The sequence below is a fragment of the Paenibacillus sp. J22FR21 genome, assembly GCF_056269135.1.
On sequence record NZ_JBWDNJ010000002.1, the window covers coordinates 201,363 to 215,803 of the forward strand.

Genomic DNA, 14,441 nt, shown 5'->3' on the forward strand with positions numbered 1-14,441 from the left:
ATAAGTAGAGGGTGACCGAACCAGGCTCATCCACGTGCACACAACCTAAGCGAGTATGCTTGAACAGGAGGCGTCCATGACAGCGACCCAACGTTATGCCAAAGCCGAGTCTGCCGCATGGACCGGACTTATAGGTAACGTCTGTATAGCAGTAATTAAAGGCGGAATCGGCATGTTGGCAGGCAGCAAAGCGTTAATGGCTGATGCTTGCCGCTCCGCTTCGGATGCAGCGGCCTCATTCGTCTCCTTAACAGGTGTTCGTCGATGCAGGCAGCTGGGATCACCACATGCGCCTGTGCCGGCTACCAGAGGGCGAACGGAGGCAGCTACCGGCGTATTGGCATCCATTCTGCTTATGATTCTAGGTCTGGAAATTGGCATCTCGGCCATCAAATCCATCGCAGACGGTGTTGACGAAGCACCAGGCTGGCTGGCAGTCCTTGTCGTATTTCTTGCATTTATTCTGAAAGAGGTTCGCTTCCCAATCAAGGAACGGGGAGCGGACTTATATGCTTCACTTGCGGCGCTTGTAGGAACAGGCGGTGCGATGCTGGGCAAGCCGCTTGGCATGCCTGTTATGTATTACCTGGATCCGGCGGCATCGCTCATCATCGTAGTAATTGTATTCTCCAGCGGGTACCGAGTCGCTTCCGCTTCCGTCATGCGCAGTCGATTCCTGGAAGTCGAGCCGGCAGATATGTCGGAGCTTAAGGCAGTTGTGCTTCGTATGGAAGGCGTAATCGGTGTCGAGGTGCTTCGCGCCAGAGAGCATGGTCATTACGCGGTTGCTGATGTGGTCATCAGCGTCAATCCACGCATTTCGGTGCTGGAAGGCAATGAGATCGCGAAACGCGTGAAATACTTTCTGATGAAGCGGTTCAGTCATATGACGGAAGTTACCGTACATGTAGAACCGTATGATCCGGGATATCCGTACAAAACAAATCATGATCCAAGTCAGGAACAACTACCGACGCTACTGCAATAGCAGCAGCGTTGATTTTTTTTGAGAAAAGAGGTGTCAGCCAATTGATGCAATCCAAAACACGCTGGAGTCTCGCTTCGTTTGATTTGGAGGGAGAGGCGCGTGCAGCCGGTTTAGCACGCAGCTTGTCCCTTTCTCCGCTTGTCGCGAGACTGCTGGTTCAGCGCGGCTACGACCGGGTTGAATCAGCGCGTCAGTTTTTGAACGGGGGCATCGAATGTCTGCATGATCCTTTTCTGCTAAAGGGCATGAATGAAGCCGTTACGCGAATACGAGCGGCTGTCCAGCGCGGCGAACGGGTGCGGATTTATGGCGATTATGATTGTGATGGCGTCTCGTCGACCACACTCATGTCCTACCTCTTCACGCGGCTGGAACTGAATTTCGATTATTATATTCCCCACCGAACGTTGGAGGGGTATGGACTCAATAAAGCTGCGCTTCGCGCCGCTGCCGATATCGGCATTACACTTATCGTGACCGTCGATACCGGTATTAGTGCAGTAGAAGAAATTGCCTATGCGAATGAGCTTGGGATTGATATTGTGGTCACCGACCACCATGAGCCGCCGCATCAGCTTCCGGAAGCCTACGCAATCGTTAACCCGAAGCAGGAGGATTGCGGATATCCGTTCAAAGGACTGGCTGGTGTCGGAGTTGCGTTTAAACTTGCGCAGGCGCTGCTGGACGAGCCACCGATTGAATGGACAGATGTAGTCGCGCTCGGCACAATTGCCGACCTTATGCCGCTTAAGGATGAGAATCGCGTACTTGTCAGACTGGGTCTGGAGCAGCTTCGTCAAACCGAGAAACCGGGCTTCCGAGCACTGGCCGAGGTCGGAGGCATCGAGCTGGCATCACTGGTATCGTCGAATGTGGCATTTGGGATGGCGCCGCGGATCAATGCAGCGGGCAGACTAGAGCATGCACAGCAGGCTGTGGCACTGCTTACCTCAACCGATCATGAATCCGCAGCAGCGAGTGCAATCAGCTTGGATGCGTTAAACCGTCAAAGGCAGCTCATTGTAGAGACGATCGTGCAAGAAGCGCAGGAAATGTGGACGGCTAAATGTAAAGCTGCCGCAGAAGCAGGCGTTCCGGAGCCTTCTGTTATCGTGCTTGCAAGTGAAGGTTGGAACGTTGGTGTTGTCGGCATCGTAGCATCCAAGTTTATTGAAAAATACTATAAACCGACACTGATTCTCGGAATCGACACCGTGACGGGCAAAAGCAAAGGCTCTGCTCGTTCCATTGAAGGCTATGATCTGCATGCGGCATTAACCGAATGTGATGCATTGCTGGATCATTACGGGGGCCATCAAGCTGCGGCCGGGATGACCTTGCACCGTGACAACCTGGAAGCCTTTGAAGCGCAGCTCGGTGCTCTTGCTGACAGCTGGCTAACGGAGGAAGACTGGATTCCCAAAACAATGATCGACCTGAGCTGCAAAATGGAAGATGCAACATTGCGCGTTAGAGAGCAACTCGCTCACTTGGAACCATTCGGTATCGGCAATGAAGCACCGAAGCTGCTTCTCACAGGCGTTACACTTGCCGATCGCAAAGCGATGGGGAAAGAGAGCAAGCATTTGAAGCTGTCGATCAGCGGACAAGGTAAAATGCTCGATGCGATCTGCTTCGGCAGCGGGCATCTCACTGAGCATCTCTCGCATGGCGCTTCCATCGAGCTGGTTGGGGAGCTTTCGGTTAACGAGTGGAACGGTCAGCGAAAAGCGCAGTTTATGGTGAACGATTTGCGAGTACCGCATATTCAAATCTTCGATAAACGTGGGGATGCCGGCAGTGAATCGCTTTCTTCACTTAAGAAACAACTTGCTGCAGGCAGTTACAGAGTACCGATTGTACTGGTTCCAAGTGAAGCTTGGCTCGAAGCTGCGGCTCAAACTTCGCAGGAAGCAAGGGCAGATGTCTCATTCATGACTTATGATGCATTTGTGCAGCAGCAGAAGATCTCATGCTCTCACTTATTCGTATTTGGCCGTCCTCCATCCGCTGAGAAACTATCTTATGTCCTTGCAGCTTGTGAAGGCCTGGAAGCCGTCCATCTTCATTACGACACAAACCTTGCAAGGCCGTCGTTCCCAACCCGGGAGCAGTTCGGAGACATGTATAAATTGTTGCGTCGTGAATGCCCGCTTGATGAAGAGGGCATAAGTAAACAATTGGTAACTAAGCTAAGCGGAACCGGTGAATCGACGATTACGTTCATGTTGAAGGTGTTTACGGAATTGGAATTTATTCACACGGAAGAGGGGCAAGTAAAGCTTAGCCCTGTCACGGTTAAGAGAGAGCTATCGCATTCGGCGGAATATCGCGATGCGCAGCGTGCTGCAGAATGGAACGAAATCATCAGCGCACCGATTAAACGGTTGACCGATTGGATTATCAAAGAAGTTCAGAACTCATTATTACACCTAAATGAAGGAGTCGTTATTTCATGAATTACAAAGACTACATCCGCATCATTCAAGACTACCCACAGCCGGGAATCCGCTTCAAGGACATCACAACACTGACCAACAACGGACCTGTCTACGCACATGCAATTGATGCTATTCGTCAAGCAGTGGCCGACAAACAAATCGATTTGGTTGCTGGACCGGAAGCCCGCGGTTTCATCATCGGTGCGCCACTCGCTGTAACACTTGGAGCTGGTTTTGTCCCCATTCGTAAGAGCGGCAAGCTGCCGGGCGAAGTAATCGAAGCCAGCTACGATTTGGAGTACGGCAATGACAAACTTGCCATTCACACGGATGCGATCAAACCGGGTCAACGCGTGCTGATCGCAGACGACCTTCTTGCTACAGGCGGTACGATTGCAACTACGATCAACCTTATTCGCCAGCTAGGCGGCGAAGTGGTCGGAGCCGCATTCTTGATTGAGCTCGGTTACCTAGATGGCCGCAAGAAGCTTGATGGAATCGACATTTTCTCACTAATGAAGTATTAATCGCTGCTGCACACCATGGCGCCGGACTCGGAAGGGGAATCCTTCTGTGGTCCGGCGTTCTCTATACCTGCCTATATGGCTGCATAGCGAGAGGTTGACGGAAAGGCTTTGAAACAGGCATAATAATAGGAAAACTCGGGCGTCATCACTTTAATTGATTTGGGAAGCAAAACGCGAGGCAGCGTGCTTTTCCGGAAAGGGACATTCATGGGCATAGAGCAGTTACTCGACAAAGCATCGACCTATATGAAGGAGCAAGATTTGACACGGATTAAAGAAGCGTACGAATTTGCCGATCAAGCTCATCACGGGCAGGTGCGTAAATCGGGAGAGCCGTATATTTTACACCCTGTCGCCGTAGCTGAAATTCTCGTCAACATGCAGATGGACGTGTTGTCGATTATCGCTGCGCTCCTTCATGACGTCGTTGAAGACACAACTGTCCCGCTTGAAGAGGTCAGAACCCGTTTCGGTGAAGCTTGCGCGGCTGTCGTAGACGGACTCACGAAGCTGGAGAAGATTCAATTCCGCTCCAAGGAAGAGCAACAGAACGAGAATTACCGCAAGATGTTCGTTGCGATGGCACAGGACATGCGGGTTATCCTCATCAAGCTGGCTGACCGGCTTCATAATATGCGGACGCTGAAATATCAATCCGAGGAAGCGCAGCGGCGTATCGCGTACGAGACGCTGGAAATTTTCTGTCCGATCGCTCACCGGCTAGGGATCTCGGCCATCAAGTGGGAGATGGAGGATATTGCGCTTCGTTATTTGAATCCGCAGCAATACTATCGCATCGCCAATCTCATGAAGAAGAAACGTGCGGAGCGGGAGCAATACATCGCAGATGTCATTACCCGAATCACGGAGAAGCTTGAGGATATGGGGATCGAAGGCGACATTTCCGGTCGTCCGAAGCATCTATACAGCATTTATAAGAAGATGACCGCACGCAGCAAGCAGTTCACAGAAATTTACGATCTGCTGGCGATTCGGATCATCGTTGACAATATTAAAGACTGTTACGCAACGCTTGGTATCATTCATACGTTATGGAAACCGATGCCCGGCCGTTTCAAAGATTATATTGCGATGCCCAAGGCGAACATGTACCAGTCCCTCCATACGACGGTCATCGGACCTACCGGTGAGCCGACAGAAGTGCAGATTCGGACATGGGATATGCATCGTACGTCTGAATTCGGGATCGCTGCCCACTGGGCATACAAAGAAGGCGGCGTCGTACCAGGTGGTTCGTTCGAGGAGAAAATGACCTTGTTCCGCGAAATCATCGAGCTTCAGCATGAAGCCAGCGATGCTTCCGAATTTGTCGAATCGCTGAAGATGGACTTTTTCTCTGATCTTGTATTTGTGTTTACGCCCAAAGGGGAAGTATTCGAGCTCCCGGCTGGCGCGGTGCCGCTTGATTTTGCCTACAGAATTCATACCGAGGTTGGGAATCGTACCATCGGCTCCAAGGTTAACGGCCGAATCGTTCCGCTCGATTATAAGCTGAAGACCGGCGATATCGTTGAGATCTTGACCTCGAAGCATTCGTACGGCCCAAGCCAGGACTGGATCAAGATTGCACAATCGTCTCATGCGCGCAGCAAAATCAAGCAGTGGTTTAAGAAAGAAAGACGCGAAGAGAACGTTGTAAAAGGCCGTGACAACATTGAGCGCGAGCTCAAACGTCTGGGTCTTGAAGCGTCGAGCTTCATGTCTGATTCACAGCTGCAGGAAGCGGCTTATAAATTTACGTTTAACGATATCGACGATATGCTGTCTGCTGTTGGATTTGGCGGGATTACCGCTGCACAGATCGTGACGAAGCTGACAGAGAAAATGCGCAAGGAAGCCGAAGAGGCGAATCAGATCGAGCTTACGAACGAGATGAAGGAGATGAAATCCTCTCCGTCGCTTCGCAAAACCCGTCCGACGCATGGCGTGTCTGTCAAAGGGGTAGACAATCTGCTTGTCCGGTTCGCACGCTGTTGTAACCCGGTACCGGGCGATGCCATTGTCGGTTACATTACACGCGGACGCGGTGTATCGGTCCATCGTTTGGATTGTTTGAATGTGAGCCCAAATGCGGATGGTGAAGAGGCTGCTCGCGTAATCGAGGTGGATTGGGAACAATCCGTTGAGGCGAACTACAGCGTTGATATCGAAATTACCGGTCATGATCGTCCGGGATTGCTCAACGAAGTGCTGCAAGCCGTGTCGGAGAGCAAAACGAATATTTCCGCCGTCTCCGGACGTTCGGACAAGAACAAACTCGCCATGATCCATATGACGGTTCTGATTCGTAATATCGAGCATTTACAGTCCGTGGTGGAACGTATTAAACGGGTGAAAGATATTTATTCCGTGCAGCGGATTATGCAATAACAGAAGCTATTGATCTTGTTTCAGCAGGGAGAGTTCGTTCGGTTATGAAAGTAGTTGTTCAACGCAGCAAACAGGCGTCCGTTACCGTAGATGGGGAAACGGTCGGTTCGATCGATATGGGATTGATGCTGCTCGTAGGCATTACCCATGAGGATGATGAATCCGATATCCGCTGGATGGCGGAGAAGATTGCGGGCTTACGTATATTTGAGGACGAAGAAGGTAAAATGAATCATTCCGTCAAAGACGTAGGCGGGGCGATTCTTTCGGTATCGCAGTTTACTCTATATGGCGACTGCCGAAAGGGTAGACGACCGAATTTCATGGCTGCTGCACGACCGGAACAAGCAGAAGCTCTATATGACGCATTCAATAAGCAGCTCCAATTAGGTGGACTAGCTGTGGAAACCGGCAAATTTGGTGCGATGATGGATGTCGCATTGACCAACTGGGGACCGGTTACCTTGATTATTGACAGTAAAGCTTAAGCCAAGACTCTCTTGGTTGGAGTGTTAGAATAGGTTCGAACGGGAACACTAGCCTTAGAAGTGCACAGCTCTATTCGTGCACGACAACGGTGGAGGGATTCTCGTTATGCATCAGTCTCGCAAGGAGCAGAGTGTCGAACGGATTTCGCGGAGGCTGCTTCATGCGGATCGCCGCGAAGCGCTGATTTTCGCAGAAATGGAAGAAAATATTGAAGCATCCGCTGACTTTGGCGGCTTCGCTGCAACGCCTAGGCGTTCTCCGGTTGGCGAGCATATGTAGCTGAACAGGAAGGACGGGCCGCTTCCTTGTCGAAGCGCCCCGTCCTTTGCTGTCCGAAATGGAAAGAAACATAAGAAATCGCTTTATTTTTTGTAACTAAACTGTAATGTGTTTAAAATGATTCTCTAACAAAGCTGGGCTATAATGAACCTCGACCCCCTTTTTTGAATATATTACTTTGATGGACCTACAACTTGTTTGTAGGTCCTTTTTCTTTTGCTGGGCTGGCTGACCCCCTAAATCCCCCTAGAAGGGGGACCCCAAGGGACCCGTCCCTCTGGACACCCGGAATTGGAATAACGTCGGAGTTACAGAGTACCGCTCGCGAGTATCAATTGGTGCGCAGGATCGCTTTCGTCCCATACGGGACACGCTTAACTTTTGGCGGGGTTTATCGACCTGGTGTCCCTCACGGGACCATCATAACGTTGCCGCCTCAGAGGCGCATGTGATCAGGTATGTGCTTAGGCTCGCTTTCGTCCCATACGGGACACGCTTTACTTTCGGCGCGGAAGGGACGGGATGGTTACCAGGTGCTCGCGGCTTTGCCAATCGCACGGTAACCTGGAGGCCCGCTCGTAGCCCGCGGGGAAGTTAGTTTTGGTCACTGCGTGACCTAACAGCGAAGAGCAGGATCGAGACGGCCGCTATCGCGACCTTAGAGCAAGATCGTGTGCGAAAAGCGAAGAGCAGGTATGCAGCGGCGTGGAGTGGGCATAATGGAGTGGAAATGATTGTGTGTTAATCTATTGACACATGGTGATGTGAACGATACAATAAAGGTTATATTATGTCGATCCGTTGAAGGGACCGATTCGTTCTACCCGCACCGATTCAGAGAGGGATTCCATGGCTGGAAGAATCCTTGGCGTGCTTGAGCGGACAGACTTCCCAGAGGACATGCGGTGAACCTGCAGGCTATATGCTTGCTCATTAGCTGTATTGCGTAGTCGGGCGTTAACCGATTGAAGCGAATCAATTGCATTGATTCGGAATGTGGGTGGTACCACGGTAGCTTTGTATCTAACAAGCTCTCGTCCCTTTGCCTTTTTTGAGGCGGAGGACGAGGGCTTTTTTTGATGATTATCCTGGATAGCATCACTTTTTAGGGGGAATGGACATGGGCTTTCAGAAGCCTCCGGGCACGCAGGACTTTTTGCCGGGCTCGGTAGAGAAATGGCAGTTTGTCGAGAGCAAAGCGCGTGAGATTTGCCGTCGCTTTAACTTCCGTGAGATCCGCACGCCAATGTTTGAAATGACGGAGCTGTATAAGCGCGGTGTCGGTGAAACGACGGATATCGTGGAGAAAGAAATGTACACGTTCACCGACCGTGGTAATCGCAGTCTAACGCTGCGTCCGGAAGGTACGGCAGGCGCTGTTCGTGCGTATGTCGAGAACAAGCTGTATGGCGAGCCTGACCTGACGAAGCTGTATTATATCGGGCCAATGTTCCGTTATGAGCGTCAGCAAGCAGGGCGTTACCGTCAGTTTCACCAATTCGGCATCGAAGCGCTTGGTGCTGTAGATGCTGCGCTGGATGCGGAAGTCATTGCACTGGGTTATACCTTCTACGCCGAAGTGGGATTGAAGGACGTTCGCGTTGAAATCAATTCCGTAGGTACACCGGCTGTTCGTGCAGTATTCCGCGAGAAGCTGCTTGGTTTCTTAGAGCCAATGCGCGAGATCCTGTGTAAGGATTGCCAATCGCGTATGGATCGTAACCCGCTGCGCGTGCTGGATTGCAAGACAGATCAGCATCGTTTTGAAGAAGCGCCTTCCATTCTGGATAGCCTGGACGAGGAGTGCCGCACGCACTTCGAAGCGCTGCAAACGCATCTGACGGGAATGAATATTCCGTACTACATCAATCCGCGTCTTGTGCGCGGTCTTGATTATTACACGCACACGGCATTTGAGTACAAAGCTGAAGGTATCGGAGCTATCGATACCATTGGCGGCGGCGGCCGGTACAACGGCCTTGTAGCCGATATCGGCGGACCGGATCAACCGGGCGTTGGCCTTGGGCTTGGTCTGGAGCGTACGGTTATGCTGCTTGACAGTCAAGGCGTACAGCTCGATAACCTGCATCAGGTTGATGTGTACATGGTAGGACTTGGCGAGGCGGCTGATCGCGAAGTGACGCGTCTGCTGCACGGTCTGAGAATGCGCGGCATCTCAGCGGAGCGGGATTATCAAGGTCGTAAAATGAAGGCGCAAATGAAGTCTGCTGACCGCCTTCAAGTTCGTTTCACAGCCATTCTCGGCGACGACGAACTGGGCCGCGGTGAAATCATGCTGAAGAACATGACGACCGGCGAACAGCAATCGGTTGCGCTTGATCAGCTTGCTGATGAAATTTTGAAATAAGGCATTGCCCTATAATCCCATTATAAAAGGAGCCTCTAACCTATCATGATGTTGAAAACTCATTCTTGTGGAACACTGACGAAAGCGGAAGTAGGACAAACGGTTACATTGAACGGCTGGGTACAACGCCGCCGCGACCTTGGCGGAGTATTGTTTATCGACCTGCGCGACCGTACCGGTATCGTACAAATCGTATTCAACCCTGATTTCTCGGGCGACGCACTTGCAATTGCAGACCGTGCTCGTAATGAATTCGTGCTTGCCGTTCGCGGCCAAGTGGTCGAACGTGATGCCGAGACGGTAAACAAAAACATCTCGACAGGTGAAATTGAAATCCGCGTGACGGAAATCGAAATCATGAATGCTGCGAAGACGCCTCCGTTCCCAATCGAGGATGGTGTTGAAGTCGATGAGTCGCTTCGTCTGAAATATCGTTACCTGGACCTGCGTCGCCCTGAAATGCAGAAGACGCTTCTTCTTCGCTCCAAAGCGGCAAAAGTGTTCCGCGACTACTTGGACGGTCAAGGCTTTATCGACGTTGAAACACCGATCTTGACGAAGAGCACACCGGAAGGCGCACGTGACTACTTGGTTCCAAGCCGTGTTCATCCGGGCGAATTCTTCGCGCTGCCGCAATCGCCGCAAATTTTCAAACAGCTTCTTATGGTTAGTGGCCTAGAGCGCTACTACCAAATCGCGCGCTGCTTCCGCGATGAGGATCTTCGTGCAGACCGTCAGCCGGAGTTCACGCAAGTCGACATCGAGACTTCCTTCTTGTCGCAGGATCAACTGCTGAACCTGATGGAAGAGCTTGTCGTTAAATTGTTCCGTGAAACCGTTGGCGTTGAAATTCCTACGCCATTCCAACGTATTACGCATGCAGATGCGATGAACAAATACGGCTCCGATAAGCCAGACCTGCGTTTTGGCATGGAGATGGAAGACATTACAGATATCGTAGCCAGCAGTGACGTGAAAGTATTTGCATCCGTCAGCGCAAGCGGCGGCGTCGTTAAGGTGCTGAACGCGAAGGGCTGTGCAAGCTGGAGCCGTAAAGAGCTTGATGATCTGCAACCGTTCGCAGCGCGTTACGGCGGTAAGGGTTTGGCTTGGGTGACAGTGAAGGAAGGCGAATGGCGCGGTCCGATCGTGAAATTCTTCAAGCCTGAAGAAATCGCGGCGATGACGGAGCGTCTTGGCGTAGAAGAAGGCGATTTGCTGCTGTTCTCTGCGGACAAGAAGAAAGTCGTTGCGGATGTACTGGGCAATCTGCGTCTGAAGATCGGTAAACAGCTTGGTTTGATCGATGAGTCCAAATTCAAGCTGGAGTGGGTTGTTGACTTCCCGCTGCTCGGCTACGATGAAGAAGCGAAACGTTATGTAGCGGAACACCATCCGTTCACACGTCCAAACGAAGAAGATCTACCGCTGTTCGAAACAGATCCGGGCGCTATCCGCGCACAAGCATACGACCTTGTTCTTAACGGCTACGAGGTTGGCGGCGGTTCGATGCGGATCTACAAACGTGACGTTCAAGAGCTTATGTTCAAAGCACTTGGCTTCTCCCTTGAAGAGGCGCATGAGAAATTTGGCTTCCTGCTCGATGCTTTCGATTACGGAACGCCTCCGCACGGCGGCTTTGCATTCGGATTTGACCGCCTTGTGATGCTGCTGGCCGGACGCACGAATCTTCGTGAAACGATCGCGTTCCCTAAAACAGCAAGTGCAACAGACCTGCTCAGCGATGCGCCATCCGAAGTGGACATCTCTCAGCTGCAACAGTTGCATATCCGTACCATTCAAAAGCCTGCAAAACAGCCTGAGGCTGCAGCAGCCGGTGCTTCCGCACAGCAAACTAACTAATCCAACAACCGGCTTTCGTCCGCGTGTAGCGGCGAGAGCCGGATTCTTTATGTTTATAGAGCAGGAACAAATTTAAGCCAAGAGGTGTATTTCCATTATGCTGCACCAATTTTCACGAACGGAGCTCGCCATCGGTCCAGAAGGTCTGGAGCTGATGAAGGGCAGCACGGTTGCGGTGCTCGGTATCGGCGGTGTCGGTGCGATTGCCGCAGAAGCACTTGCACGGACAGGCGTTGGCCGCATTATACTCATCGACAAAGATGTGGTGGATATTACGAACATTAACCGCCAGGTTCATGCGCTCACAACGACGGTCGGCCAGCCCAAAGCAGACCTCATGCGCGATCGCATTAAGCTGATCAATCCGGAATGCGATGCCATTTCGCTGCGGATGTTTTACACGGAAGAAACGTATGAGAAGCTTTTCGAATATCCGCTGGATTACGTTGTGGATGCTTCGGATACGATAGCCTACAAGATCCATCTGATCAAACAATGTTTGGAGCGCCAAATCCCGATCATCTCCAGTATGGGGGCAGCGAACAAAATGGATCCGACTAGGTTCCAGGTAGCGGATATTTCCAAAACCTCGATGGATCCGATTGCACGCGTCGTTCGCCAGAAATTGCGCAAAGATGGCATCAAGAAGGGCGTTAAGGTTGTATTCTCGACGGAAGAGCCGATGAAGCCCCGTGAGGATGTCACGCAGCGTATCGTGCCTGAGAATGCGCCTGAAATTCGCAAGGCACAGCAGCCGCCGGCCAGCAATGCTTTTGTCCCTCCGGTTGCGGGACTAATTATGGTGAGTGTAGTGGTGAAAGACTTGCTCGCTAAAGGAGGTATTTCCTAGATGAATGCGGAACTCGTTAACAAATTACGTCTATCGCTCGATATGCGCATTGCGGTACTGGAAGCGCCTGCTCCTTCTTATGAGGAAGAGCTGGGTGTTGAGGATCACGAGGCTTTTGATGAAATGGACAGCGGTACCTATGATTTTGTCATGCTGTTCGCAAAGGACATTGCAAGCTTGAATGAACATGCACCTAAGGCGCTTAAAGCGGTCAAGAAAGAAGGTCTACTCTGGATTTGCTACCCGAAAGGAACGGCCAAAATTCGGACAGACATTAACCGCGACCGCGGCTGGAAAGTCGTCAAGGAAGAAGGCTGGGAAGGCGTATCACTTGTGTCTGTCGATGAGACTTGGTCAGCTATGCGCTTCCGTCCTGTAGGTATGGTGCAAACCTCAGCGAGAGCTAGCCGTGCTGCTGATATCGGCCGTACGACGACTACTGCAGTGAAAGAACTGGTTATTCCGGATGACGTCACGGAAGCACTTGCGACAAAGCCTGAAGCAGCAGCGTTCTTCGCAGAGCTTGCTCCTTCGCATCGCAAAGAGTACATTCGCTGGATCAATGAAGCAAAGCAAGAAGTGACACGTACGAAACGCATTAATGAAATGGCGGAAAAGCTGGAAAAACAGTTGAAACGCCCATCGGATAAATAATAATCAGAAGCCCGAATCTGCAGGTAGATCCTGAAGATTCGGGCTTTTTTTGCGCGGAGTTTTGTCCTAGTCAACAAAAGTTGCCTTTGACAAACTTTTTTGTATGTGTACAATGTAATTAGGCAACAACAGTTTCAGTCCTGCATATGTGTAAGTGATATACGACATATTAGTGTTTACATGAGGTGAGAACAATGAGTGAACAATCGACTCCGCTGGCAGCTGAGAAAGGCTGGCGAAATCAAAGAACGTCGAATACACTTCCTGAAGTGTACCGTTCCATGAAGATTCCGAAGAACGGTTCGTGGTTTCGCAAATTTCTAGCTTTTGCCGGACCGGGCTACCTCGTAGCCGTCGGCTACATGGATCCGGGCAATTGGGCGACCGACCTAGCGGGCGGCTCAAAGTTCGGCTATACGCTCTTATCCGTCATTTTATTATCCAATCTAATGGCGATTCTGCTTCAAGCACTTGCCGGGAAGCTTGGCATCGTCACAGGACGCGACCTGGCGCAAGCGTGTAAGGACCATTACAGCAAACCTGTCGCAATGTCGCTTTGGGTGCTCTGTGAGCTTGCAATAGCTGCTTGTGATCTTGCAGAGGTTATCGGAACTGCGATCGCTCTGAATTTATTGTTTGGCATACCGCTTATAGCAGGGGTCATAATAACGGTACTGGATGTACTGCTCATACTACTGCTGCAGAATAAGGGTTTCCGATATATAGAAGCGCTTGTAATCGTGCTGATCGTCACCATCGGCGGCTGTTTCCTGGTTGAAATCTTCTGGTCGCAGCCACAAGTCGGCGAAGTCATGAAGGGTTTTATTCCAAGCTCGGAGATTGTAACGAACCCAGCGATGCTCTACATCGCGATTGGCATACTAGGCGCGACAGTCATGCCGCATAACCTGTACTTGCACTCATCTATCGTACAGACGCGTCAATTCGAACAGACGGAGCTTGGTAAACGCCAAGCGATTAAATATTCGACTTGGGATTCCACAATTGCATTATTCTTCGCATTATTCATTAATGCAGCTATTCTCATTATTGCTGCGGCTAGCTTCTATGCGGCAGGTCATACCGAGATCGCGGAGATTGGCGAAGCTTATCACCTGCTGGCACCGATGCTGGGAACAACGGCGGCAAGTGTATTGTTCGGGGTAGCGCTGCTCGCAGCCGGCCAGAATTCCACCTTGACCGGCACGCTCGCAGGTCAGATCGTCATGGAAGGTTTTCTGAACATTCGACTGGCTCCATGGCTGAGACGATTGATTACGCGGCTCATTGCAATCATCCCGGCCGTTATCGTAACTTGGCTGTACGGTGCAAGCGGAACAGCGCAGCTGCTTATTCTGAGTCAAGTCATCTTGTCGCTGCAGCTCTCATTTGCGGTCATCCCACTTGTTAAATTCACAAGCGACAAACAGAAGATGGGTAAGTTTGCTAACCCGCTTTGGCTCAAAATACTCGCGTGGTTTGTTGCCATCGTCATTGCCGGATTGAACATCTATTTGCTCTTCCAGACGTTTTTTGGCTAATCATCGCTAACCGATTCAGAAGACCTTCTCCGTACAGGGGAAGGTCTTCT

General features: G+C 51.1%; 11 protein-coding genes. All 11 read left to right on the forward strand.

Annotated elements, in window-relative coordinates:
- Positions 1–76: 76 nt before the first annotated feature.
- The 11 genes from AC0YNS_RS06730 to AC0YNS_RS06780 all read left to right on the forward strand — a co-directional run bounded on the left by AC0YNS_RS06730 (position 77) and on the right by AC0YNS_RS06780 (position 14,391).
- A complete protein-coding gene (locus tag AC0YNS_RS06730) occupies positions 77–988 on the forward strand; it encodes a cation diffusion facilitator family transporter (RefSeq protein ID WP_475780263.1) in 912 nt (303 codons plus the stop codon).
- Between the two features lie 44 nt (positions 989–1,032).
- A complete protein-coding gene (recJ, locus tag AC0YNS_RS06735; protein WP_475780992.1) occupies positions 1,033–3,447 on the forward strand; it encodes a single-stranded-DNA-specific exonuclease RecJ in 2,415 nt (804 codons plus the stop codon).
- Positions 3,444–3,956, forward strand: coding sequence for an adenine phosphoribosyltransferase (locus AC0YNS_RS06740; RefSeq protein WP_475780264.1), 513 nt, complete (start codon positions 3,444–3,446; stop codon positions 3,954–3,956). The genes recJ and AC0YNS_RS06740 overlap by 4 nt, the downstream gene beginning before the upstream one ends.
- Before the next feature lie 207 nt (positions 3,957–4,163).
- Positions 4,164–6,347, forward strand: coding sequence for a RelA/SpoT family protein (locus AC0YNS_RS06745; RefSeq protein WP_475780265.1), 2,184 nt, complete (start codon positions 4,164–4,166; stop codon positions 6,345–6,347).
- A gap of 44 nt (positions 6,348–6,391) precedes the next feature.
- Positions 6,392–6,835, forward strand: a complete 444-nt coding sequence (dtd, locus tag AC0YNS_RS06750; protein WP_475780266.1) for a D-aminoacyl-tRNA deacylase — start codon at positions 6,392–6,394, stop codon at positions 6,833–6,835.
- A 106-nt stretch (positions 6,836–6,941) separates the two neighbouring features.
- Positions 6,942–7,115: a hypothetical protein gene (locus AC0YNS_RS06755; protein ID WP_177186732.1), complete on the forward strand. Its 174-nt coding sequence runs from the start codon at positions 6,942–6,944 to the stop codon at positions 7,113–7,115.
- A 1,120-nt stretch (positions 7,116–8,235) separates the two neighbouring features.
- Positions 8,236–9,483 carry a histidine--tRNA ligase gene (gene hisS, locus AC0YNS_RS06760; RefSeq protein WP_475780267.1) on the forward strand — a complete coding sequence of 416 codons (1,248 nt, stop codon included), beginning with the start codon at positions 8,236–8,238 and terminating at the stop codon, positions 9,481–9,483.
- Positions 9,484–9,528: 45 nt separating this feature from the next.
- Complete coding sequence (aspS, locus tag AC0YNS_RS06765) at positions 9,529–11,346, forward strand: aspartate--tRNA ligase (RefSeq protein ID WP_475780268.1); 1,818 nt, start codon at positions 9,529–9,531, stop codon at positions 11,344–11,346.
- Between the two features lie 97 nt (positions 11,347–11,443).
- A complete protein-coding gene (locus AC0YNS_RS06770; protein WP_475780269.1) occupies positions 11,444–12,196 on the forward strand; it encodes a tRNA threonylcarbamoyladenosine dehydratase in 753 nt (250 codons plus the stop codon).
- Positions 12,197–12,850, forward strand: coding sequence for a YdeI/OmpD-associated family protein (locus AC0YNS_RS06775; RefSeq protein WP_475780270.1), 654 nt, complete (start codon positions 12,197–12,199; stop codon positions 12,848–12,850). It abuts the gene before it with no gap.
- Positions 12,851–13,044: 194 nt separating this feature from the next.
- Positions 13,045–14,391 (forward strand): Nramp family divalent metal transporter, encoded by a 1,347-nt coding sequence (locus tag AC0YNS_RS06780; RefSeq protein ID WP_475780271.1) that lies wholly within the window; start codon positions 13,045–13,047, stop codon positions 14,389–14,391.
- Positions 14,392–14,441 lie beyond the last annotated feature (50 nt).